This is a genomic window from Pseudomonas rustica (assembly GCF_049959085.1).
Classification (GTDB): Bacteria; Pseudomonadota; Gammaproteobacteria; order Pseudomonadales; family Pseudomonadaceae; genus Aquipseudomonas; species Aquipseudomonas rustica.
In genome coordinates, this window is record NZ_CP188200.1 from 572700 (window position 1) to 595743 (window position 23044).

The following is a 23044-nucleotide window of genomic DNA, read 5'->3' on the forward strand; positions in this document are numbered from 1 at the left end:
TTCGGCAGCTCCTACATTGGAATGCGTACTTCTGTAGGAGCTGCGGCACGCTGCGATCTTTTGATCTTGTTATTGAACAATCAACGTCAAAAGATCGCAGCCTTCGGCAGCTCCTACATTGGAATGCGTACTTCTGTAGGAGCTGCGGCACGCTGCGATCTTTTGATCTTGTTATTGAACAATCAACGTCAAAAGATCGCAGCCTGCGGCAGCTCCTACAGGGGATATCACTCTTCTTCGGAACCTTCGGCGCGCCAGTAGCCGACGGCTTTGATCAGTTGTTCATCCAGCCCGTGCTCATCGATCAGGACACGGCGAATCTGCCGTGACACCTTGGTCTCCGTCGCCACCCACGCGTACAGATTGCCCTTCGGCACCTGCAATTGCTTCACGGTGGTCAGCAGGTTGTCCTGGCCGCCTTCACGCAGCACCCAGATCACATTGATCTGCGCCGCGCTCTCGAGCACTTGCTGTTCCGCGCCGTTTTCCACCTCGATCACCACCAGCGCTTTACGATTCGCCGCCAAACCTTCAAGGCGGCGGGCGATGGCGGGCAGGGCGGTTTCGTCGCCGATCAGCAAATAGCTGTCGAAGATGTCCGGCACGATCATCGAGCCACGCGGCCCGCCGATGTGCAGGAATTGTCCCGGTGCAGCTTGCTCAGCCCAGGTCGACGCAGGGCCGTCACCGTGCAGCACAAAATCGATGTCCAGTTCCAGTGCATCCAGGTCGTAACGGCGCGGCGTGTAGTCGCGCATCTCTGGCTTCGGCCCATCGTCCTTGCCGGCGCCGAGCACCATGGTTTCCAGCGCGGCGGCCTGTTCGGCGTTCTGCGGGAACAGCAGTTTGACGTGATCGTCCGTGCCCAGGCTGATAAACCCGGCCAGTTCCGGCCCGCCGAGGGTGATGCGGCGCATGCGCGGCGTCAGGTCAACCACGCGCAACACTTCAAGCTTGCGGCGTTTGATTTCGTGCATCACGCGGTGAATGGTTTGGGTATCGACTGCAGTCATTCGGCTTTCTCCGAGGCAGGTTGAACGGCAGGGCCGTCGACGATGGCTTTCGCGGTGTCGTTGAGCAGGTCACGCACACGCAGGATTTCTTCCGGGCTCCAGCGCCCGTGGTGCATTTGCAGGGCATGGCGCAAGTTGTGCACGGCTTCATGGATTTCGGCAGGGCGGTCATGGCCGCGCAGCGAGCGTTTGCTCACATCAATGCGCATGCGCACGCCATCGAGTGCCACGGCTTGTTCGCTTAAAGACAAACGACCGGCCTCGGTGACGCTGTAGCGTTTTTTGCCGCCCTCGGCGTCACCGGCAATCAGGTCGCTTTCTTCGAGGAAGGTCAGGGTCGGGTAGATCACGCCGGGGCTCGGGCTGTAGGCGCCGTCGAACATGCCTTCGATCTGGCGGATCAGGTCGTAGCCGTGGCACGGCTGTTCGGCGATCAGTGCCAGCAACAGCAATTTCAAATCGCCGGGGGCAAACACCCGTGGGCCGCGGCCGCCGCGTTCGCGACCGGGGCGTTTTTCGAAGCCGTCACGGCCGTCGCCGTGTTCGCGGTGGGGGGAATGATGGTCTCTCATTTCAGTCTTCTCTCGTCGTGTTTAGATACAACTTAAGATATATCTTTTGGCCTGATCAAGCTGAAATGACCAACGGTCGTGCGGGTCTGCACGAGCTCGCAGAAGGCGCAAGGGGCACCTGAGCAGGATTTTTTCGCCGCGCCGGTAACAATAAATGCCTATACAACGTTCGCTTAGTTTGATTAATTACTCTAAAGCATCGATACCGTCCCTGTTTTTGTTGTGCGTGTAGTTTGGTTCTTACAGAAGTTGCATAACATGCAACTTTGTCATTTTGTCCTGATGTAGTACCGGTCTTACAGTTGCTCAGGTGTTTTTCTTGAAAGTTGCTGTTTTTCTTTCAAGTCAAATAGCACTTGGGCTACGCGTGCGTCAGAAACGCCCTGCTTATTTCGTGGTGGGAATAGCGGAATATTCCCCGGCGTTGAACGTCCACTTTCTTACGTGTCTGAGCCCAGCTGGCTTTGTTATTCAGACCTGTAACGAGGTGCAGGACTTCAGCCAACTCCCACAACGAAATGACAGGAAGTTAATCATGCTCAAGCAACTTGCAATCGCTACTCCTCTGGCCATGCTGACACTGGGTGCTTCGGTTGCCTTTGCGGCTGAAGAATCGCGTACAGCCATCAATATCGTCGCGGACATTCCGAGCACTGTGTTTCATGCACAGCCGGTCGATCCGAACTTCGGTCGAAATGAAGAAATGCGCTATGTCATCGGCTCCGGGACTCTGACGCCGGTACGTGGCACCTATGACATCCAGCACACCCAGGGCTCGGTAGGCGCTTACGTTGAAGGCGGTCCGCAACCACTGTTCAACGGTTCAAATACTATTGCGCTGACGTATGCCTTCAACGGTAAAACCCTCACCGGCGCGTCTGCAGAAGTGGTAGGCGACACCGAATCCAACGGCGGCATGCGTGCTGATCTGGTGATTACCGCCGCCAAACCAGCCGACGGCCAATCCGGTCTGTACACCGCCACCCCGGTGGTGATGTTCGACGCCATCCCACGCATTACGCAGTAATGCGTATTTGACCTCTGCCAATTTTGGCAATGGGTTCGTCCGGCCGGCCGCTAGTCAATAGCGTTCGGTCGGCGTTTGGCCGATCAAACAAAAAGAGTAACTAAGTTCATGTTTCCGATGACACCCATCGCGGCAGCGCTTGCACTTTTTTTATGTGCCAATGCCTTGGCTGCGCCTACGGATGACCGTCATACGCCACGTAACTTGCTGGCGCAGGCAAAAGGGTTGCCGAGTGAATTCGAAGAGCACTTCTTTGATGTGCCACTTGCGGTGCGTGTGGAGTTGGATCAACAGTTTCTGGGCGAAGCGATGATTGTTCTATCACGCGATGATCGCATCACCCTGCTCGAATTCACCGAGAGTATCGACAGCAACTTCAGCGCCACTGAACGTGATGTCTGGGCTGACTATTTAGGCCGTGGCGTTGCTTTGGGTGCCTGTCAGGGCAGTTGCCCGGCGCAGATGCTCGCCGTGCACTACAACCTGGAAAACTCTCTGGTGTCGATCGTCACCGAGAATGCTGAGCGCGACAGCCAGGCGCCGCGCTATTACCTGCAACCGAAATCCGGCAGCACCGGGTTGATCGTGCGTAACCAGCTCAACCTCAACGGCGGTCAGGATCAGGATCTTGGTGGTCGTTACGGCTTGGTCACCAGCAGCAGCCTCGGCAACTGGACACAAAGCCTGAACGTACAAATGGCCCGTCTGGGCGGTTCGGACGAGCAGATGTATCACGCCGTGCAAGAGCTCTACAGCCAGAAAGAGCTGCAGGGCAGTTTTGTTCGCTTAGGCTATTTCATGCCCGATTCCGAAGGCCTGACCCGCCAGCCGCGATCGTTCGGTGTCAGCCCGGACACGGCGGTGGGCGCCATGTATGGCAGCTCCGACAGCCTCGCCATCGACAATCCGAAACCCAGCGTTTATCCGCTCTACGTCACCGCGAACCGCCAGGCTTCGGTGGAGATTTATCGCAATGGCTTGTTGATCAACACACAACCGGTCGACGCCGGTCTGCAAACCCTCGACACCCGACCATTACCCGGCGGCATTTATGAAGTTGAAGTGCGCCTGATCGAAGACGGCCAGATCACCTCCACCACGTCCGAGCTGATCTACAAACCGAACAACTGGCGCAATCATGACGAGCGCTGGCGCTACAACGTGTTCGCCGGGCGCGAGAGCAAATTGTGGAGCAACTGGGACGATCAGGCCTCCGGCGGCATGACGGCGGGCGCAGCGTTCAACTACTTGCTGCACCCGCGAGTCATCGTCGGATTCTCCGGGCGGCAGATCAGCGAAAAACTGCAGTACGGCACATCGATCGACTGGACGCTGGCCAACAACACCAGTGTGTTCGGCAATGTTTACCAAACCGAAGACCACGGCACCGGTCTCGATCTGCAAGGCATGTACAGCTACGGCTCGGGCAGTATTTTCCTGACCCACAACCGCAGCTGGCTCGACACCACCAACACCTACGAAACCCTGCCCGACGGCACGCGTGTACGGCAGCGCAACGTGTTCATCGGCCAGACCAGCAACTCGGCGCTGTCGGTGAATCATCGGGTCAGCAACAAAAGTTCGATCAACGCGCGGGTCTCGCACAGCGACGGCAATATCGAAGGTGTCGGTCTCGATCTCGGCTGGACGCAGCGCGGCGAATTGTTTGGCAGCGATGCCAACTGGCGATTTTCGGTGTTCGACCGCCCGGGCAGTTTCAGCAGCGGCGATGCGCGCAATCGCGGGGTCGACCTGAGTGTCAGCCTGGCGCTCGGCGGGCCGGGCGAGCAGATTTCCGGCAGCCTCGGTTCGCGAACTTCGCGCGATGGCGGGCGTGACAACAATGCCTCCGTCACCTATCGCAAAGACTTGCAGGATCACTTGTTGCAGAGCGTCTCGGCCACGGCGATCACCGACACCTACGGTCTGGGGCTTTCCGGGACTGGCAGCTTTCAGAGCGACGCAGTCAACGGCGATGGCTTCATTCAGCGCTCTTCGTATAACAACAATTTTTCCGGTGGTTTGAACCTCGACAGCACCGTAGCGCTGAGTGGCCAATACATCGCCATGACCAGCCAACACGACCGAGGTGGCGCCGGGATGATCGTTGATGTCGAGTCTGATCTGGACGACATCGCCCTGCGCGCCGATGACTTGAGCGGCGGCAGCGCCAACCTGCGGCCGGGGCGCAACTTCATCCCGATCACCGCTTACAAAAACGGCACGGTGAGCTTCGATTTTGAAGGCAACGACGTCCCGGCCGCGGCGATTCAACCGGCACGCACGAGTTACCACTTGAACAAGGGCGGCGTGGACTATCGAAAAATCCGCGTGATGAAAACCCTGACCGTGCTTGGCCGCTTGATCGACCCCAAAGGCCAGCCGCTCAAGGGCCACCACATCATCAACCACGCCAGCCGAGGCGTGAGCGAAGTCGACGGGTTCTTCTCGATGGAAATGAATGCCGGAGCGCCGACCCTGGAAGTGCGTCAGGGCGATCAATTGCTCTGCCGGTTCCGCCTCAACACCGATGCCGCCCGGGTGGAAAACAACGTGCTGATGATTGGCGATTTGCGCTGCACGCCGGACACCTTGGCGGACACCGCTATTGCCAATGAAACCGCTGGCTGATCCGACCTTAAACCCGTCACTCGCTGTGACAGCCCGTTGCGGCTGTGTTGAAAATACAGAGGCAAATCGAATATGAAACGTTTGTTGGCAATTGGTTTTTTCTTGTTTGCACCCCTCGCTTTTGCTGCTCCGCAGATCAACGTCGGCGTGGTCTACGACTATCTGGATGCCGACAAAAGCACCTACCTGAAACGCATCTTCAATGGCGGCGACAGTACCGCGTTCATCAAGATCAACATCCTTGAAATGATCTTCGACGAGCAGGGCACTGCCCGGGAAATCCCCCTGCAATCCCAGGCCGGTGCCACGGCACGCGACGGCCTGATGGCTAGCCCGGCGCGGCTGATCGTGCCGGCCAACGGCACTCAAGGCACGCGCTTGTTGTACATGGGCGCGCGCGATCAGGAACGTTATTTCCGCGTCCGTTTTGTGCCGGTGGTGCCTGAAGCCGCCGACGAATTTGCGCTCACGGATGAAGAGCAGGCCGACTACAAAAAAGACTTTGCCGCTGGCGTTACGGTGCTGGCCGGTTACGGCACGGTGTTTTTCGTGCGGCCGAAAAACACCCGGTTCGACAGCGTCATCGATGACAGCAACGGCCAATATCAAATCCGCAATAACGGCAACAGCGTGGTGGTTATCGACGAGTTCAAGGACTGTCTCGCGGGCAATGAACAGGACTGCCAGCCGACCACCAAACACCACATTCTGGCGGGCCGGACATTCCGCTTCGACAAGCAGGCCGGGCGCAATTACCGCTTCACGGTGATTGAAGGCGCGGCGAAAAAGAAAGTCGAAGTGAAGGGTTAGGCACACCGCGATTTGGATAGTAGAGGAACGATCATGAACAGGCGAAAAATTGCACGGGTGACGCTGACCGGTTTGTTGCTGGCCTGCACCTGTGCCCACGCGGCGCGCGAGGTGCAGGAGTTTGAAGTGTCGGTGAGCATTCCCTCTTCAGGGTTCCATGTGTTGCCGGCAGACCCTGGCTGGATCAGTCGCGAGCAGCGACTGCCTTGGAGTTTGCTCAACTCGACGCTCGGTGGTCTGCGCAAGGATTTTGATGTGAAAAACGAGGGCGGAGCGATCGAGGCACGTCTGGACGGTCTGGCATATCTGTCCAGCGGCGAGTCCGGCCACGAGATCGAATTGCAGGTGGTGTTTAACGGCAGAGAATTGAAGGTGGGCGAGGCGGTTGAAGTGGTGTCTGCGGCGGACGGTCGGCAGGGTCGCCGGGTGTTGCTGGAAATCACTCCACAGCCCCCTGACGACGGAATTTATAAACCGGGCAGTTATTTCGGCAACGTCAACATGATGTTCAACGCCGTTTTGCCAGGTGCTTGATGACCGATTCTCCGAACTGAACAGGTGACGTGACATGATCAATATGTATGGACGTTTGGCGGTTGCGTTGCTGACCCTGTTTGCAGTGATGCCAGGGGCGGCAGCAGTAAAAGAGATTGAAGCGTTGTTTCGGCCAGACTCGGCTAATCCGCAGAACAACGAGTTTATTAACCAGACGCCGTCGGAGGGGTTTTGTCTGCAGTTACCTCATGTTTGCAAACCGGAAGGCCTATTCAGCCTGATCGCGCCGATTGTTTTCAGCGCCAGTAAGCCTATTCAGCCTTTTCACACAGACCCGCGGCAGGGCGGCATGGCTAAAGTCCCTTCGCATTGGCAGAAGATCGAAGTCACACATGAGTCAGGGGACAGAACGACATTAGAAATACGTATTGCAGGAATTGGTCATGAGTCAGGAGTAAGAACGTCCATATTTGATCTTGTTGAGGGGCAAGCGGGTAAAGACATTTGGAAAGCATGGCAACTGCTTTGGACGGGGGGCAGTTGGGTTAACGCACCGGCCCCATGTACAGGTGTAGGTCGCTATACCGCTGGTGAGTGGGGTTACAACAGTTTTTGGAGAGTGCCTGTAAACGGTGGGGTTTGTTCCAAGCAGGCCCGATTTGAGATCCCCGATTTTTTTTATCGTTACTTCGTTTTCGGCTATGAACTGCGTACCCCCAACCCGTTGACAATGAAGTCTGGTCAATACCAGGGGAGCGTCGAGTATTCGGTTGGCCCGGGCAAGGATTTCGACATGGGCGATCTTATGTTCCCTGAGGACAACCTGCTCCAACTCAATTTCACCCTGGTCGTCGAGCACATGCTCAAAGTCGAAATCCCTCCGGGTGGCAACAAGGTTGAGTTGATCCCTGAGGGCGGGTGGCAGGCCTGGCTCAATCAGGGCCGCAAGCCGACGCGATTGTTCCGTGATCAGACCTTCAATATCTGGACCAGCTCGCAATTCAAAATGCAGATGACGTGCGAGTTCACCCTGGGTGATGTCTGCGGTCTTGAGGAACCTGGAGGTCGCATCGTGCCGTTGCAAGTTGCGGTGACTTTGCCCACCGGCCTGACCTCGGCGGGCGGCCAGCCGGTCGTTCGCCAGCCGTTGCGGGTGAGTGGCGTGGGCACCGAGCTTTTTCAGCCCGGAATTTATGTTGATCGCAAACCGGGAGTCCTGCACTTCGATATCAAGCAGGCCGATGTCGAACGCATGTTGTCCGGCGAGGCTGCCACGTATAGAGGCAACGTCACGGTTGTCTGGGATTCCGAGGTCGGCTGATCTGGTCAAAACCGGCTACCGATCAGGGAATTGATTGACGGCCTGCAAACACCCAGCCCACTGGCAATGTCCTCGGGGAAATACATTGGCACCCTGACCTACACCCTAGGACAAGGAGCGGATTTCGATTTTGGCGACATCATGTTGCCAACCGATTCCGCATTGACCTTGAATTTTGAGCTAGAGGTGCAGCACATCCTTAAAGTCGATATTCCACCGGGTGGCACTCGTGTCGAGTTAGTGCCTCTGGGCGGCTGGCAGGCCTGGCTGAATCAGGGACGTAAGCCGACGCGTCTGTTCCGTGACCAGACCTTTAATATCTCGACAAGCTCACGTTTCAAAATGCAGATGACGTGCGAGTTCGCGGTGGGCGATACCTGTGGTCTGGAGGAACGAGGAGGTCGTTCCGTACCGTTGCAGGTTGCAGTGACGTTGCCCGCTGGTCTGACATCGGCAGCTGGCGGTGCAGTAATCCGCCAACCGTTGCGGGTCAGCGGCACAGGTACCGAACTGTTCCAGCCGGGCGTTTACGTTGACCGCAAACCGGGAACGTTGCACTTCGCGGTCGAGCAGGCGGATGTCGAACACATGTTGTCCGGCGGCGCCGCAACGTACAAAGGCAACGTCACGGTCATCTGGGATTCCGAGGTCGGTTAACCGGGTAACAGTGCGTATTTTTTCAAGGCATCACGGGTCTGTTGGCGGCTCAGTTGTTGCTCCTGATCGCCCAGATCCGTGATCAGCGATTCATAGAGCGGGTCCGGCATGGGTTGCCCGGTCAGCACTTGCTCCTTGGTCACGCCTAACCGCCGCGCCAGATCCTTGATCTCGTCACGCAAAGCCGCTTTTTGCCGGTACGGATCGATCGACCCGGCCCATTCGGCTTGCGCGGTGCGCAGATCGTCCAGTTGCGAAGCTTTTTCTTCGAAGGTGATTTTGTTCGCGTAGTAACGCTCGGGGTACACCTCACGCAGGTAGTCGACCCAGAATGGTTGTTCGAGCATGCGATTGATCAGGCCGTCGCCTGCCTCCATCGATTTCACCGTTTCAAAGGCCAAATCGATTTTGGCCTGATCGACCCCGGCGGTTAAACGGTAGAGCATGTCCTGCGACTGCCACGGCAGATCCAAACGCTGCGCCAGTCCCGTCTGATAAGCCAGATACACCTCGACGACATCCGGATCACCGCCACGGCTCTGAATATCCGCTTGGGCGACGTCATTGACGTTATCCAGTCGCGCAGCGCCTCGGGCCAATGTCACCAGTTTTTGCTCGAGCATTTCTCTAGAGGTCGAAGACAAGCGGGCTTCAGCCGCCAGCACCTTAATGCCCATCTGATTGAATACCTGCGCCCCGGCGTCCCGGCAATTGACCGGAGCGACAGCCATTTCAAACAGATCCTGACGCAGGTTTTTGTCGATATCGACTGCATGGATCATCCGCCAGACACGGTCGCTCAATTGCTCCAGTGCCGAGCCGCCGGCGCGATAATCCGCTGATTGGGTCAGGTCATTGATGATTTTGAAGAAGCCCCGCGAGTTGGGTTCCGAAGCCAGATCGGGCCAGGCTTCCGGGCGATAAATGCCGGTTCCAGGCATACGGTTGAATAACGCATCGGTCTTCAAAGGCCAGCGTCTTATCATTTCGGTGGTGGTTGCCGACGCTACATGTTCAGGGATAAGGCCGACGGAGGTGCGATAGTTCTCGTAGAGAACACGATTGATATCGGACAGCTCACTGGCGATCAGACGGGTGCGGGCGACGATAAAGGCGTTGTTGGAGCCCGGCACGACATGCGGGATTTGCTCGATCGGATTGCCCAGCATGTCGAGGAAGAACTGGCGCGGTCGGTACTTTTCAAACAGTCCCTCAGGCCAGGTTTTTAGCCCGGTTTCGTTCAGCGTAAGGATACTCAGACGTGGCATGCGGCTGACATTGGGGGCGAGGCCCAAGGGGTTGAGATCCAGGCGCAGGGTTTGCAGGCGCGTGAGGTTTTTCAGTTGCTCCACCGTTTGCGGTGTTAACTGAATCTGGTTGCCCGAAAGGCGCAAGGTTTCCAGTTGGCGCATGCGGCCAATGTCTTTCGGCAGTTGCTTCAACTCGCAGTTTCTGGCGCTCAATTGGCGCAGGTGATGAAAGTCCTTGAGCAGGCCCGATCCATCGGTGGCGAGCGGCACGTTGTCGAGTGAGAGGGTGGTGATCTGATCAAGGTAGGGCTTGAGATCAGGCAGTTTTTTCCACCAGTGCTCAAGATTATAACGACGCATTTCGGATGAAAGATCCAGCGTATAGCCGGATTGCGGTGCAACGCTGCGCTCGCCGAACACCGTGGCTTTGCGTTCAAAACAGGCCATCAGTCTTTCGGACAAATGCAGGCCGCCGTCGAGCATAAACGCCAGATTGTGCGTGCCACCGTTGCCGGAATTCCAGTTGATTACTTCCTCGAAGCGCCAGGTGTCGAGGGCGATGCGCAATGTGTCGAGGTCGTTTTCGATCCGCCGGATGCCAGACTCGGCATCGCCCTGAGTGCTCAGCTCGCGGGCAAAACCTTGCACTTCGTTTTCATTGAGGTGCGGATAAATGTCCCGAATACGCTCGAGCAGGGTCTGCCCGACTCTGGAATAACCTGGGCCACCCAGCAAAATAGTGGTTTCAGTCGTTACGGTGTTGCTGATCGGAGGTTCGGCGAGCAGGGTGCGACGTACGCTCGCGGGCTCGGTTTTGGCCATGATCCACTGTTTGAAATCGGCGGCGCCATCGAGTCGATAACCCAGCGCCTGGCGCTGGTCAGCGGGCAGGGCGACGAGGATTGCCTGGAACAGGTCGCCGGGCGGGTCTTGCAATGGCTGACCTTGAGCGTCGTGGGCGGTGTAACGAGAATCGGCATCCTTGACCAGCGCATGTACGGTCGTGGCGTCTTCGGCACCAACGCTGCAAATCAGCTCGCCCTGCAGCGATTGCTGGCGTACTTCGATGCGCAGTTGTGCCAGCGCATCGCTGTGGATACGCAGGGCATTGAGAGCCAGACGCTCGGTGTCGGCGGTTGCCAGCCAGTCATGATGAAAACCTTGCCAGGCGTGAGTGGTGCGGGTTTCAAATTGCAATTCGGCGCCCAGTTGCTTAAGCCGCAATGGCAAGTGTTGTTGCTGGTTTAACACGTCGAGTTCAGCATGCGTGGCGTTGCCCAGCAACGTGTCGGCGAGCGGCACCGGCAGCGTAGGGAATGCTTCGGTCAATACCGTTTGCGCCGGGCTCAACGGACGTTTCTGAGCGCGGTAACGCTGATCGAATAATTGCCGACGCAGACTGTTTGCCGTGTCGGCGATGCGTGTTTGCAGAAGCGCCTCTCGCTCTTCTGACGCTACGTCGAGGGCAATCGGTGCACCATTGGCTTCCAGTGTTTGCAGGACTGTTTTCAAACCTTGGCCGCCGCGCAGTTGCTGATCGCTCAACTGAACTACCAGTTTTTTGCCTTGCACTGATCTGGCCGCCGCTGATTGCCAGAGTGTTTCGCCGCGATTGTTGCTGACACGCAAGGGGACGTCGGCGGGCCATAGCCCTTGAGCTTCGATGATCTGCAACTGACTGGCCGGATCGCGTCCGGCCCGGGCCCGAATAACCGGATCATCGCTGCGGACGTTGTCGACGAAAGTCTGTACGTCGCGCTCGATATTGAAACGCTGCACGGTGTCGGCCAGCAGCGGCGGTATGGGCGCATTGTCGTGGTACATGCGGCGCAACACGTCGGGTGAAGTGCCGCTGGTTTGTCGAATCTGCTCCAGTTTCTGCGGATCCGTAAACGCTTCGACCGAATGGCCCAGGAGACGCATCAACGTGGTGTCGTCCCAGCTTCTAGGGGTTTCACCTTCGAGTACAAAACTACCGGAACCGTTGTGTCGAACCGGCACTTCAAAGGCATTCGAACGTGTGGCGTGGCGTACCACCATCGCATCGGTGGTCGCTTGTGCGGACACTTCGTAATGGTGCCCGTCCACCCGCAGCAGGGATTTGCCTTCGTGCGTATACAGCCCGTGCTCACCCCGCGCGAGTTCGGGCGGCAGCTTGCCTTTGAATCGGTACGGCGTCAGATCGGGCTTCCAAAGGCGAGTCTTTCCGCTCTGCAAGCGCACCGCTTTCAAGCTTTCGATGAAAGGTGAAACGGTGAAGTGAAAAACCGGTGCCAGCGCGACGCCCGCCGCGAGATTTTCAATGACATCAGTCAAGTGGGCCCAGCCTGCATCGCGGTCTCCTTCACTCAACTCCACAGCACCTTCGAATACCTCGTAAAGCAATTGTCCTGCCGTCACCACCAGCATCAGTTCGCCCAATCCGGGCACGACCAGCGCAAAGGCGCCGAGGGCGATAAAGCCGATATTCAGGTAATTGGCCCAGCGCTCCGAACGCGCCTTGGCGTCCTCATCGGCATTGGGCACGGCGATGACTCTGGCGTCGTTAATCAGCTGATCGAGCGACGCTTCGTGCAGCACTGGCCACAGTTCGAAATCCTCCCACAGGCCCTTGCCCGGCAGGTTGCAGTCGATGATGTGAAAGTTCGGCGCTTCAAGCGGAACCTGACGCACGCCGGATTCAGGTGGCGGTGGAATGTCGACGTGCAGCACCAACCGTTCACCCAGTCGCACCAGTTCGTGATGTCGCCACTTTTCTGCGAACGACTTTGGGGGGCCGTCATTGACGGTCTCGTTGAAGCGGCGGAAATAGTAGGGTTTGTCCTTCTGCGTAACGAAGCGGCTGAAGAACAGTTGATAGGCGCTCGGTTTGCCGGAATCGGGGCCTGTTGTATTGCCAGAGGGGCGGGCGGTCAGTTGGCGGGTCAGTTCTTGCTGGAATGCCTGATAGCTCGGGTAGCGCTTGAGCGGGTGTTCGGGATCGCCGGGAATCCAGGCCATCAGTGGCCCGTCGCTGTAGCGCTGGAACTCGCACGGCACAAACAGTACGCAGCCGTTCAGGCGCAGCCCCATCAGGCTCAAGCCACGAAAGCGCAGTTGTTTTTTGCCGTCCATGACGACGCTGTCGCCGTTGACGACTTTCATCAATTGATTGAAGTCGCTCTGACCGATGTCTTTCTTGATTAGCGCCAGACAGGCGGCAGTGTGCAGTGATTGCTTGTGGTAGTCGCCGTTGATCTGGCTTAACAGATTCTCGACGAGGCGGTTGCCGGGCGGGCGCAGAAAGTCTTTCAGGTAGCGCTGATATTGCTCGCCGATGTTCAGACGCCGACACAGGCGCGCGAATACGTCGACGCTGACCGGGGTGGCAATGGGTTCAAAGTGCCCATTGGCATCGGGGCGGCTGATAAAGCACGAACTCGTGTCATAGAACCCCGGCCGGGTTTCGTCATATTCAAAGTTGTGCAGCGCCGCTTGCAGCAGTGAGAGGGTTTTAACCGTCAGTGCTTCGCTTTTGAGACCGAAAATGCCCAGGCTTTTTGGCGCGTACAAGCGCAGCCAAGTGTTGTCGGCATCGAACCCCGGGTCGAGTTTTTGCAGTTCAGGTTCCAGCAGGTTTTTCGCAAAGCCGTCGATGCTCTGGATTTTGTCGAACAAGGCGTCCCGTTGATTCTGGCGCAGGTGCAGGGCTTCGCTGGCGTCCTTGAGTGTCTGTTGTTGGCCCGACGACGCCTTGGTGAACCAGGCCGGCAGCACCGGCCGGATCTCGCGCAGCTCGGCGCGGCGTTTCGCCGAGGCCTTGATCAGCACGTGGGGAATGGCCTTTTTCAAGGTCTCGAAGTGAATGCCCTGTGCTCCGGAGTCAGACATGCGCAAAATCCTTTTGGCGTAGAAAGGATGTCAGTTTGCGCGGCTGCTCAGGAGGGCATGCGATACATAGTTATCGTTTGTGTATCGCAGTGTTTGCGGGATTTACCGAATATTTCAATTGCGCTGGGCGACGACAGGCACCTCGCAGCGGGTGTGGGAGTCAGGCTGCAGATACGGCGACAGAATCGGCGCCATGCCTTTGAGCACCTGCACGGGCAGCGCCGAGGTGAACTTGAAGTTCTCCGCCGAACGGCCCGGCACAAACGCCGTCAGCGTGCCGAAATGATGGTCGCCGATGTAGAACACGAAGGTCGCGGTGCGGTTGATTGATTTCGAGCTGAGAATCCGCCCGCCCGAGCCAATCGCTTCGATGCGGTTATCACCGGTGCCGGTCTTGCCGCCCATGACCAACGGCGTACCGTCGTCGGTTTTGAAACTGCCGGAAACACGCTTGGCGGTGCCGGAGTCGACTACTTGCGAGAGCGCCTCGCGCATGGCCGTGGCGACCTCGGACGGCATCACCCGTTTGCCGACGTGAGGGTCGTTGGTCACGAGGGTTTCGTACGGCGTGCCGGCGGCAAAATGCAGGCTGTCGATGCGCAAAGTCGGCATGCGCACGCCGTCGTTGAGGATGGTGCCGATCAATTCGGCCAGCGCCGCAGGACGGTCGCCGGAGCTGCCGATCGCGGTCGCCAGCGATGGCACCAGGTGGTCGAACGGGTAACCGACTTTCTGCCAGCGCTGGTGAATTTCAAGGAACGCTTCGATCTCGAGCATGGTGCGAATGCGGCTGTCGCGCGCGCCTTTGTGCTTGCTCTTGAACAGCCAGCTATAGACTTCCTGACGCTCAAAGTGACTGGCTTTGACGATCTGACTGAAGGTCGCGTCCGGGTTGTGCAGCAGGTAGCCCATCATCCACAGATCCAGCGGGTGCACCTTGGCGATGAAGCCCTGATCGGGCAAATCATAGCTGCCCGGGCCGTAGGAATCGTAGAGGCGGATCAAGCGATCATCGGTGAGTTTTTCGTTGAGCTTGGCGCCTTTGAGGTGAGCGCGGACGAAGGTGTTGAAGTCTTCCTGACTGGCATCCGGCAATAGATAGCGGTGCACGGCGGCCATGCGGATCGGGGTCGGGCGCATGCTGTCGAGGAAGGTTTCGAGGCGCGCCTGGGTGTCCTTGTTTTTGTACTTTTTCCAGAACTTGAGCTGGAATGCGGTGCCTTCGCGGTCGGCGAAATTGGCCAGGTATTCCTGACGCCGTGGGTCGCGATCGTCCTTGAGCAATTCGGCGCTGCTGTTCGGGCCGGAGTAGGTGACGTAGCGCACCACATCGCGCATCAGGCGAATGAACGGCAGGTTGATCGACTCGCGCAATGCATCGCGCAGGGTCGGCAGGCGGCCATTGTCTTCCTTGCGAAAGTTATGGAACACATGCAGACCGCCACCGGTAAAAAACGCCTCCCCGGGGCTCGCCGAGTATTTGCGATCGAGCGCGGCGCCGAGCATTTTCGACAGATCGCGATCCTTGTTTTGCACCAGATAATCAATGACCCAGCGGCTCAGGCGATCCTGATCCGGCACGTCGACTTTCTTCAATTCCGGTACCGACATGCCCGCGTATTTGTCGTGCAGCTCGGAGATGATTTGCAGGTAAGTGGTCAGCACGCGCATTTTCGCCGTCGAGCCGAGTTCGAGTTTGCTGCCTTCATTAATGTCGAAGGGCTGATCGGTGCTGTCGGTCTGGATGCGCACGCGCGAGCCGTCCGGGGTCAGCTCGAACAGGGTGAAGCTGTAGCGAACCTGGGTGGTGCTGGTGGGCGTCAGCAGACGTTCGCCCATCAGGCCGATTTCGGCGGCGAAGGCCGGGTCGGCGAGTTTTTTCAGGTACTCGGTGGCCTGCATTTGCAGGTCGCCTTGCAGGGTGCTGGTGGCCGAGAGGTCAAGGCGATCGAGGTCGTACAGCGGACGGTTGAGCATGCTCGCCAAGCGGCTGCGGGCGACACTGATGCCTTTATTGGTTTCGATTGGCTGGATGGTCGGCTGGGTCTGCCAGTCGCGATAGGTGACCTTGCTGGCGAGCGCGGCATCGGCCAGTGCGCTGTCGATCACGCCGTTCTGTTTAAGCAGACGCAGGTGGCTGTCGGTGAGGTCGGCGAGTTCTTCGCGGCCTTTGGTCAAGTAGTGCGAAGGACGGCGTTGGGCGATCATCAGCGAGAGCATTTCACGCAGGGCCAGACCTTTGTCGGCCATGGTTTTCGGGTCGGTGGCCGGGCTGTTCAGTTGTTCGTTGGCCTTGTTGAAATCGCTGCCGTACCAGACGCGCAAGCCTTCGGCCATGCCGTGCACTTCACCGTGCCCCGGGACTGCCGACAGCGGCACACTGTTGAGGTAATCGCGGACGATGTTCTGCCGAGAGCCCAAGGTGTCCGGGCCGTCCTGATAGGCGCGCACGCTGGCGGAAATCATCTGGCGGATCTTCTCGGCGCCCGACACGGTCAGCCCATCCGGTGAGTGCCGATATTTTTCCAGTTGCGTGGCCAGGGTGCTGCCGCCGGCTGACTGGCCGGGCAGGTGCAGCAACTTCGCCACTTGCGACCACGCCGCCATGCCGAAGCGCGGCCAGTCCACCGCCGGGTTGGCCCGGGGTTGTTTGGGGTCGAGCAGGAAGCGGTTTTCAATAAACAACAGGCTGCTGACCACCACCGGCGGGATCGCCGCGAAGTTCGAGTAGAGCTGTTGCGGATAGTTGTATTTGTACAGCGGCGCGGCGCGGCAATCAGTGATGGTCAGGCCGGCCTGAATCTTTTCCGAATAGGGCACGAACAGGCCCTTGCCGGTGTAGCTGAGCAGGGCGGGGGAGAAGCGGGTCTGCTCGGTGATCACGTAATTACGCTTGAGCAGACGCGGCAGGAATTCATCGAGGGCGCTGTAACCCAGGCGCAAATCGAAAGGGCCGTTGCCGGGGTAGTGAATCGCTTCACTGGGGCCCGGTTCCAGTTTGTAGGTCAGCGAGGCGGCGAATTTGCTCAACTCACTCGACTGGAAACGCGAGGTGCGCATTTCCTTGGCCGCAGCCATTCCCACCACGATTGCAATAATCAGCAGCAATAACCAGAAAGCCTTCCAGCCATGCCGGGGACGGCGTGGTTTTTCGGGGACAGGCGCTTGATCCACACTCTCAGTCGGAACCACAGATTTACTCGAATCGGTTTGCCACAAAGCGCCCATAGTCGATTGATCCATTCACGCAGATTGATCGGACTTGTTTGAAGCTTAGACGGTGGTTGGCAGTGGTGAAAAAATTGTGACGGGTTGGGGTGGGGGAAAGTGCTGAACAAATCTGGAAACATTGCGGATCTTGTTGCTAGAGCCTGTTCAATGGTCTGACAAATTATCTGTGGTGTAGTGCAAGTCATAGCCAGCAGGCATCCCAGAGAGGGTAGTCACCGATTTTCTTTACCAAACCGGCCCGCAAAGGATTGGCGACAATGTAGCGGGCGAAGGGACGCAGATCCTCACCATCGCGGATAGCGCGGTCGTGATAGCCGGTTTGCCAGAATGCGCCTTGCCGGTTCAATTTGCGATTTATGGTGAGCGTGCTGCGGGATTTGATGACCTGCATCAGCTGTTCCATACCGCAGCCTTCGAGTTGAACCAGCCAATGAATATGATCCGGCATCACTACCCAGGCGATCGAGTTGACCCAGCCTTTCTCATGAGTTTGCTGAAGCTCCCTTACCAATAGGCGTCCGATCTGCCAATCACTGAAGATCTTTGCCCGTCCATGTACCACTGCGGTAATCAGGTAAGCACGCCCCGATTCAGAGCAACGCCCGTGGCGGAGTCGATGCGAGTTCAACTGTTTGCGCATTCCATTGCGTCCTGTTTGATTGATCTCCTTTCAAGCTAGTTGCTCACCTTCCTACATGAAGCTGAGAAGGCTGTCGGACGTTTCCCCATTTCACGCAGAAACACCTGAACACAGCAAACCCTGTGGCGAGGGAGCTTGCTCCCGCTGGACTGCGCAGCAGGCCCAAACGCAGTAATCCCGGATTGCCTGAATGATCGGGGTGGCAGGTTTTACGACTGCTGCGCAGCCGAGCGGGAGCAAGCTCCCTCGCCACAAGTAGAGCGGAGCCCTCCAGGAGTTCTGAGTTAGAGCCTTCGCAAAATCAACTGGACTTAGGCAGGGGCATGACGTCGGTCGTTTCCTCGATTCAAGCAGGACTACCCAAACACGCCGCCCCCCTGTGGCGAGGGAGCTTGCTCCCGCTGGACTGCGCAGCAGGCCCAAACGCAGTAATCCCGGATTGCCTGAATGATCGGGGTGGCAGGTTTTACGACTGCTGCGCAGCCGAGCGGGAGCAAGCTCCCTCGCCACAAGTAGAGCGGAGCCCTCCAGCAGTTCTGCGCTAGAGCCTTCGCGAGATCAATTGCACTAAGGCAGGGGCATGACGATGCACCAATGCTGTGCAATACTCGGCGCCTTTTTCGGTGGCGAATATTCCTACGTGAAGCAGGGAATGCCTCTCCGCAAACCAGGCTTTTGCCGGGAGTTGTCGCTGAATGTTGTGGTTTATAGAGTGAAAAGCCCTGCCCAAGGCTTTTTATACTGCACGCCCCGCTGATCTTGCAGGTTTTGTCCTACAAGACGCGTTTGCCCACGAGGCCGACGCGGTTTCACGGCAGCCAAGGCTTACCGGCCGACGTTGCGACACTCGGTGGTCATATCCAATAACAAGACGAGGTTGTACCCCATGCCAGTCGGCAATCACCTGCCTCACGGCGAAACCGCTCAGGGCGGTCCGCTCAAACGCGAACTCGGCGAACGGCACATTCGCCTGATGGCGCTCGGTGCCTGTATCGGCGTCGGTCTGTTTTTAGGTTCGGCCAAGGCCATCGAAATGGCCGGCCCGGCGATCATGATTTCCTACATTCTTGGCGGCCTGGCGATCCTGGTGATCATGCGCGCCCTCGGCGAAATGGCCGTGCACAACCCGGTCGCCGGTTCTTTCAGCCGCTATGCGCAAGACTACCTCGGCCCATTGGCCGGCTTCCTTACTGGCTGGAATTACTGGTTCCTGTGGCTGGTAACCTGCGTCGCCGAAATCACTGCTGTAGCGGTGTACATGGGCATCTGGTTCCCCGATGTGCCGCGCTGGATCTGGGCCCTCGCGGCGCTGATCAGCATGGGCTCGATCAACCTGATCGCGGTAAAAGCCTTCGGTGAATTCGAATTCTGGTTCGCGCTGATCAAGATCGTCACCATCATTGCCATGGTCATCGGCGGCGTCGGCATTATCGCTTTCGGTTTCGGCAATGACGGCGTGGCGCTGGGCATTTCCAATCTGTGGGCCCACGGCGGCTTCATGCCTAACGGCGTGACCGGCGTGTTGATGTCCCTGCAAATGGTCATGTTCGCCTACCTCGGTGTCGAGATGATCGGCCTGACTGCCGGTGAAGCGAAGAACCCGCAGAAGACCATTCCCGACGCGATCGGCTCGGTGTTCTGGCGGATTCTGTTGTTCTATGTGGGCGCGTTGTTCGTGATTCTGTCGATCTACCCGTGGAATGAAATCGGCACCCAGGGCAGCCCGTTTGTGATGACGTTTGAACGTCTGGGCATCAAAACCGCTGCCGGCATCATCAACTTCGTGGTGATCACCGCGGCGCTGTCGTCGTGCAACGGCGGCATCTTCAGCACCGGGCGCATGCTCTACAGCCTGGCGCAGAACGGTCAGGCCCCGGCCGGTTTCGCCAAGACGTCGAACAACGGTGTGCCGCGTCGTGCATTGCTGCTGTCGATTGCGGTGTTGCTCCTGGGCGTAATGCTCAACTATCTGGTGCCGGAGAAAGTCTTCGTCTGGGTGACCTCGATTGCGACCTTCGGCGCGATCTGGACCTGGGTGATGATCCTGCTGGCGCAACTGAAATTCCGCAAAGGCCTGAGCGCCAGCGAGCGTGCCGGCCTCAAGTACAAGATGTGGCTGTACCCGGTCAGCTCGTATTTTGCCCTGGCGTTTCTGGTGCTGGTGGTCGGCCTGATGGCGTACTTCCCGGACACCCGCGTGGCGCTCTATGTAGGGCCTGCGTTCCTGGTGCTGCTGACGGTGTTGTTCTACGTGTTCAAGCTGCAACCGACGCAAGTCACACAAGGTGCGGCGCGTTCGGCTTCCTGATTCATAGCCTCTAAAACAAAAGATCGCAGCCTTCGGCAGCGCCTACCTTGGAACGTGTTTCCTGTAGGAGCTGCCGGAGGCTGCGATCTTTTGCTTTCTATAAACGAGCCGCACGACCGATTGCCGCAGTAATGCGCCCGCACCGCTCGTCGAAAGAGGCGCCTTACCTGTAATTTCTGACAGTAGACCGCGCTCGATTCCTGACTTAGCGTGAATGCCTGTCAAATCATGGCAAGGAACGCTAATGAAAGGAATTTCAGCATTGATAGTCATCGGCCTGGCCGATGCGTTGATCCACTGGCAGGTATTTTTCGTCATGTGCAGTGCCGGTGGCTTGTCCCAGGCGGCCAGTAACTTCGCTGCGTTTTGCGTGGCGGCGGCGTTCACGCTGTACGTGAACATGCTTTACACCTTCGAGACTGGAACGTCACTGCTCAGCTATCTGCTGTTCATCTGTGTGATGGCTGGCGTGAGTGTGGGCATCGGCTTGATTGGCGATGCTCACGCGCTGCACGGGCTGATCACAGTGGCGTCCTTTACCGTGCTGAATCTATTGCTCGGGTACTGTTTTTTCCGCTTTGTATTGTTTCGCGAGTATGAAATTTGAGGCGCCAGCCTGTGGTTAAGACTGGCGCATTCAACGTTATGCCGCCGCGATTTCATTCGGCTCAAAACTGTCCGCCCGCGCCATCTGCCACATCCGCGAATAGAATGCGCCGCTCACTTCACCCGTGAGCAATTCACCGGGTTTCAAGAACACGTGCAGCTCGGAAAACAGCTTGATCTCGGTTGCCGACATGCGTCGCACCAGATGCTTGGCCGACAGTTGCGACGGATGCTCAAGCCCCGCCGCCGCGAGCATTTCCGCCAGCGCTTTCAGCGTGCTGCGATGGAAGTTGAACACCCGCTGCGCTTTGTCCGGAACCACCAGCGCACGTTGGCGCAAAGCGTCCTGTGTGGCGACGCCGGTCGGGCATTTATTGGTGTGGCAACTTTGTGACTGAATGCAGCCGATGGCGAACATAAAGCCGCGCGCCGAGTTGGCCCAGTCGGCGCCGATGGCCAGCACGCTGGCGATGTCGAAAGCGCTGACGATCTTGCCGCTGGCGCCGAGTTTGATTTTGTCGCGCAGGTTGAGGCCGACCAGGGTGTTGTGCACAAACAGCAGACCTTCGCGCATCGGCACGCCGATGTGGTCGGTGAATTCCACGGGCGCCGCGCCGGTGCCGCCTTCTTTACCGTCAACGACGATGAAGTCGGGGAGGATGCCGGTTTCCAGCATGGCTTTGGCGATGCCCATGAACTCCCAAGGATGGCCGAGGCAGAATTTGAAGCCCACCGGTTTGCCGCCCGACAGTTCGCGCAGTTGCTGGATGAAATGCATCATTTCGATCGGCGTGGAAAACGCGCTGTGACGCGATGGCGACACGCAGTCTTCGCCCATCATGATCCCACGGGTTTCAGCGATTTCTTTGGTGACTTTGTGCTTGGGCAGGATGCCGCCGTGGCCGGGTTTGGCGCCTTGGCTCATCTTGATTTCGATCATCCGTACTTGCGGGTTTTGCGCTTGGGTGGCGAAGCGCTCCGGGTCGAACCGGCCGTCGCTGGTGCGGCAGCCGAAGTAGCCGCTGCCCAGTTCCCACGTCAGGTCGCCGCCGTTTTCCCGGTGATACGGGCTGATGCTGCCTTCGCCGGTGTCGTGGGCGAAGTTGCCGAGTTTCGCGCCTTGGTTCAACGCACGAATGGCGTTAGCGCTGAGCGAGCCGAAGCTCATCGCCGAGATGTTGAACACCGATGCCGAATACGGCTGCGAGCACTGCGGGCCGCCGACGGTAACGCGGAAACTGTTCGGATCGCTCAACGGCGCCGGGCGCATCGAGTGGCCGATGAATTCGAAGCCGGACTGGTAAACGTCGATCAGCGTGCCGAACGGTTTGTCGGCGGTTTCGTTTTTCGCTCGCGAGTAAACCAGCGAACGCTGGGCGCGGGAGAAGGGCAGGGCGTCGCTGTCGGATTCCAGCAGGTATTGGCGGATTTCCGGGCGGATGCCTTCAACCAGGTAGCGGATGTTACCGAGGATCGGGTAGTTGCGGCGCACGGCGTGCGGGGTCTGCAGCAGGTCGAACAGACCGATCAGGCTGAGGACGCCGGTGACGGCGGTGATCGGCCACAACCAGTCGTGGTCGAGAAAAGGCAGGCTGGCGAGGGTGAAAATCACGCAGACGGCAAAGAAGGCGTAGCGGCTCAGGAGTGACAGGCTCATACGGTTTCCTTGGTTCGGACTCAGATTCAAAAGATCGCAGCCTGCGGCAGCTCTTACAAGTCAGTGCATGGCTTGCCCACTGTAGGAGCTGCCGCAGGCTGCGATCTTTTCAGGCGTTTTGTGCCTGAAGAAAAATCGAAAACAGCTCGGACTGGGATTTGATCCCCAGTTTGCTGTACATGTGTTTCTTATGGACTTTCACGGTTTCTACGGAGATTTCCAGCTTACGGGCGATTTCTTTACTGGAGCAACCGCTGAGCATCAAACGCCCGACATCCAGTTCGCGGGCGGTCAGTTGCGCGCCCTTGAGTTGTTGCACCGAAGTTTCCAGTTGCACCCGCCAATCGGCAGAGGCAGGCGCGCCGGTTTCATTGGTTTCATAGGGTAGACGCTGGCGCAACAGCGCGAGCACCCACGGCTGGATCAGTGACAACAAGGCAATCTGCTCGCTGCTGAAACGCTGCTTGCTGCCCAGCGACAGACACAACGTGCGATCACCTTCGAGCTGACAATTGAACTGGATTTCGTCGGCGACCACATTCAGACGAAAGTATCGCTGGTAATACTCGGTCTGCTCAAAATGCTCGGGCGCGACTTCCCACAGACGATACAACCCCGAGCGCGATTGCTCGCGACTGGCGATATAGAACGGGTCGAGCAGGTACACGCCGCGCAGGTAATCTTCGAACAGGGCGTCCGGGATACCTTCCACGCCGGGGCTGGCGGCGAAGACTTGCGGGTGTTGGTCTGAACTGAACAGCAGCGCCACCCAGCTATCGAACGGCATGTACTGATCAAGCAAACGCACCAGTTGCGCCCAGAAATTCGGCTTGTCCAGCGCCTCGATCAATTGCCCGACGGCGCGGTGCCAGGTGATGTCGTCGAAGGAAAGTGTCATCGGTTTACCTTGAATGCCCGGCCGGATGCTGCTGCGCATACTGGCCCACTCGATGGCC

At 58.1% G+C, this 23044-nt stretch carries 14 protein-coding genes and 1 pseudogene; 8 read left to right on the plus strand and 7 right to left on the minus strand.

The window, feature by feature from the left end; translation table 11 throughout:
* Nucleotides 1–227: 227 nt before the first annotated feature.
* Nucleotides 228–1013 (minus strand): siderophore-interacting protein, encoded by a 786-nt coding sequence (locus ACP3TY_RS02780; RefSeq protein WP_053123478.1) that lies wholly within the window; start codon nt 1011–1013, stop codon nt 228–230.
* A complete protein-coding gene (locus ACP3TY_RS02785; protein WP_053123477.1) occupies nt 1010–1585 on the minus strand; it encodes a PadR family transcriptional regulator in 576 nt (191 codons plus the stop codon). Before ACP3TY_RS02785 ends, ACP3TY_RS02780 begins: the two co-directional genes overlap by 4 nt.
* 535 nt (nt 1586–2120) lie before the next feature.
* Between ACP3TY_RS02785 and ACP3TY_RS02790 the strand changes: the two genes are divergently transcribed.
* The 6 genes and pseudogenes from ACP3TY_RS02790 to ACP3TY_RS02815 all read left to right on the plus strand — a co-directional run.
* Nucleotides 2121–2612: a CS1 type fimbrial major subunit gene (locus ACP3TY_RS02790; protein ID WP_426619203.1), complete on the plus strand. Its 492-nt coding sequence runs from the start codon at nt 2121–2123 to the stop codon at nt 2610–2612.
* A 108-nt stretch (nt 2613–2720) separates the two neighbouring features.
* Nucleotides 2721–5243, plus strand: coding sequence for a CS1-pili formation C-terminal domain-containing protein (locus tag ACP3TY_RS02795; protein ID WP_426619204.1), 2523 nt, complete (start codon nt 2721–2723; stop codon nt 5241–5243).
* 72 nt (nt 5244–5315) lie between these two features.
* Entirely contained in the window at nt 5316–6053 is a 738-nt protein-coding gene (locus ACP3TY_RS02800; protein WP_426619205.1) for a molecular chaperone, read from the plus strand.
* 33 nt (nt 6054–6086) lie between these two features.
* Complete coding sequence (locus tag ACP3TY_RS02805) at nt 6087–6587, plus strand: CS1 type fimbrial major subunit (RefSeq protein WP_426619206.1); 501 nt, start codon at nt 6087–6089, stop codon at nt 6585–6587.
* 34 nt (nt 6588–6621) lie between these two features.
* Nucleotides 6622–7869 carry a hypothetical protein gene (locus tag ACP3TY_RS02810; RefSeq protein WP_426619207.1) on the plus strand — a complete coding sequence of 416 codons (1248 nt, stop codon included), beginning with the start codon at nt 6622–6624 and terminating at the stop codon, nt 7867–7869.
* Nucleotides 7870–7911: 42 nt separating this feature from the next.
* Nucleotides 7912–8526: pseudogene (locus ACP3TY_RS02815) on the plus strand (hypothetical protein); the annotation flags it as partial.
* Here the strand turns inward: ACP3TY_RS02815 and ACP3TY_RS02820 are convergent.
* The 3 genes from ACP3TY_RS02820 to ACP3TY_RS02830 all read right to left on the minus strand — a co-directional run bounded on the left by ACP3TY_RS02820 (nt 8523) and on the right by ACP3TY_RS02830 (nt 17517).
* Nucleotides 8523–13646, minus strand: a complete 5124-nt coding sequence (locus ACP3TY_RS02820) for an NEL-type E3 ubiquitin ligase domain-containing protein (protein ID WP_426619208.1) — start codon at nt 13644–13646, stop codon at nt 8523–8525. The pseudogene ACP3TY_RS02815 and the gene ACP3TY_RS02820 overlap by 4 nt on opposite strands.
* Before the next feature lie 114 nt (nt 13647–13760).
* Nucleotides 13761–16874, minus strand: a complete 3114-nt coding sequence (locus ACP3TY_RS02825; RefSeq protein ID WP_426619209.1) for a transglycosylase domain-containing protein — start codon at nt 16872–16874, stop codon at nt 13761–13763.
* Nucleotides 16875–17058: 184 nt separating this feature from the next.
* The gene (locus ACP3TY_RS02830; protein ID WP_159815112.1) at nt 17059–17517 is read right to left on the minus strand and encodes an REP-associated tyrosine transposase; all 459 of its coding nucleotides are present in this window, start codon (nt 17515–17517) and stop codon (nt 17059–17061) included.
* An 886-nt stretch (nt 17518–18403) separates the two neighbouring features.
* Here ACP3TY_RS02830 and ACP3TY_RS02835 point away from each other — a divergent pair.
* Together ACP3TY_RS02835 and ACP3TY_RS02840 are read left to right on the plus strand one after the other, a co-directional pair.
* On the plus strand, nt 18404–19825 hold the full coding sequence (locus ACP3TY_RS02835) for an amino acid permease (protein WP_053123460.1): 1422 nt from the start codon (nt 18404–18406) through the stop codon (nt 19823–19825).
* A 244-nt stretch (nt 19826–20069) separates the two neighbouring features.
* Nucleotides 20070–20432, plus strand: coding sequence for a GtrA family protein (locus ACP3TY_RS02840; protein WP_426619210.1), 363 nt, complete (start codon nt 20070–20072; stop codon nt 20430–20432).
* A gap of 36 nt (nt 20433–20468) precedes the next feature.
* Here the strand turns inward: ACP3TY_RS02840 and ACP3TY_RS02845 are convergent, their stop codons facing one another.
* Both ACP3TY_RS02845 and ACP3TY_RS02850 read right to left on the minus strand, forming a co-directional pair.
* Nucleotides 20469–22088 (minus strand): FMN-binding glutamate synthase family protein, encoded by a 1620-nt coding sequence (locus ACP3TY_RS02845; protein ID WP_212546298.1) that lies wholly within the window; start codon nt 22086–22088, stop codon nt 20469–20471.
* 109 nt (nt 22089–22197) lie between these two features.
* Nucleotides 22198–22986 (minus strand): response regulator transcription factor, encoded by a 789-nt coding sequence (locus tag ACP3TY_RS02850; protein ID WP_426620420.1) that lies wholly within the window; start codon nt 22984–22986, stop codon nt 22198–22200.
* Between the last annotated feature and the right edge of the window lie 58 nt (nt 22987–23044).

Coding starts and splice junctions, on each gene's coding strand:
- ACP3TY_RS02820 (WP_426619208.1), bottom strand. CDS start 13,646: ATGTCTGACTCCGGAGCACAGGGCATTCACTTCGAGACCTTGAAAAAG.
- ACP3TY_RS02840 (WP_426619210.1), top strand. CDS start 20,070: ATGAAAGGAATTTCAGCATTGATAGTCATCGGCCTGGCCGATGCGTTG.
- ACP3TY_RS02835 (WP_053123460.1), top strand. CDS start 18,404: ATGCCAGTCGGCAATCACCTGCCTCACGGCGAAACCGCTCAGGGCGGT.
- ACP3TY_RS02825 (WP_426619209.1), bottom strand. CDS start 16,874: ATGGGCGCTTTGTGGCAAACCGATTCGAGTAAATCTGTGGTTCCGACT.
- ACP3TY_RS02785 (WP_053123477.1), bottom strand. CDS start 1,585: ATGAGAGACCATCATTCCCCCCACCGCGAACACGGCGACGGCCGTGAC.
- ACP3TY_RS02805 (WP_426619206.1), top strand. CDS start 6,087: ATGAACAGGCGAAAAATTGCACGGGTGACGCTGACCGGTTTGTTGCTG.
- ACP3TY_RS02845 (WP_212546298.1), bottom strand. CDS start 22,088: ATGAGCCTGTCACTCCTGAGCCGCTACGCCTTCTTTGCCGTCTGCGTG.
- ACP3TY_RS02795 (WP_426619204.1), top strand. CDS start 2,721: ATGTTTCCGATGACACCCATCGCGGCAGCGCTTGCACTTTTTTTATGT.
- ACP3TY_RS02780 (WP_053123478.1), bottom strand. CDS start 1,013: ATGACTGCAGTCGATACCCAAACCATTCACCGCGTGATGCACGAAATC.
- ACP3TY_RS02830 (WP_159815112.1), bottom strand. CDS start 17,517: ATGCGCAAACAGTTGAACTCGCATCGACTCCGCCACGGGCGTTGCTCT.
- ACP3TY_RS02790 (WP_426619203.1), top strand. CDS start 2,121: ATGCTCAAGCAACTTGCAATCGCTACTCCTCTGGCCATGCTGACACTG.
- ACP3TY_RS02850 (WP_426620420.1), bottom strand. CDS start 22,986: ATGACACTTTCCTTCGACGACATCACCTGGCACCGCGCCGTCGGGCAA.
- ACP3TY_RS02810 (WP_426619207.1), top strand. CDS start 6,622: ATGATCAATATGTATGGACGTTTGGCGGTTGCGTTGCTGACCCTGTTT.
- ACP3TY_RS02800 (WP_426619205.1), top strand. CDS start 5,316: ATGAAACGTTTGTTGGCAATTGGTTTTTTCTTGTTTGCACCCCTCGCT.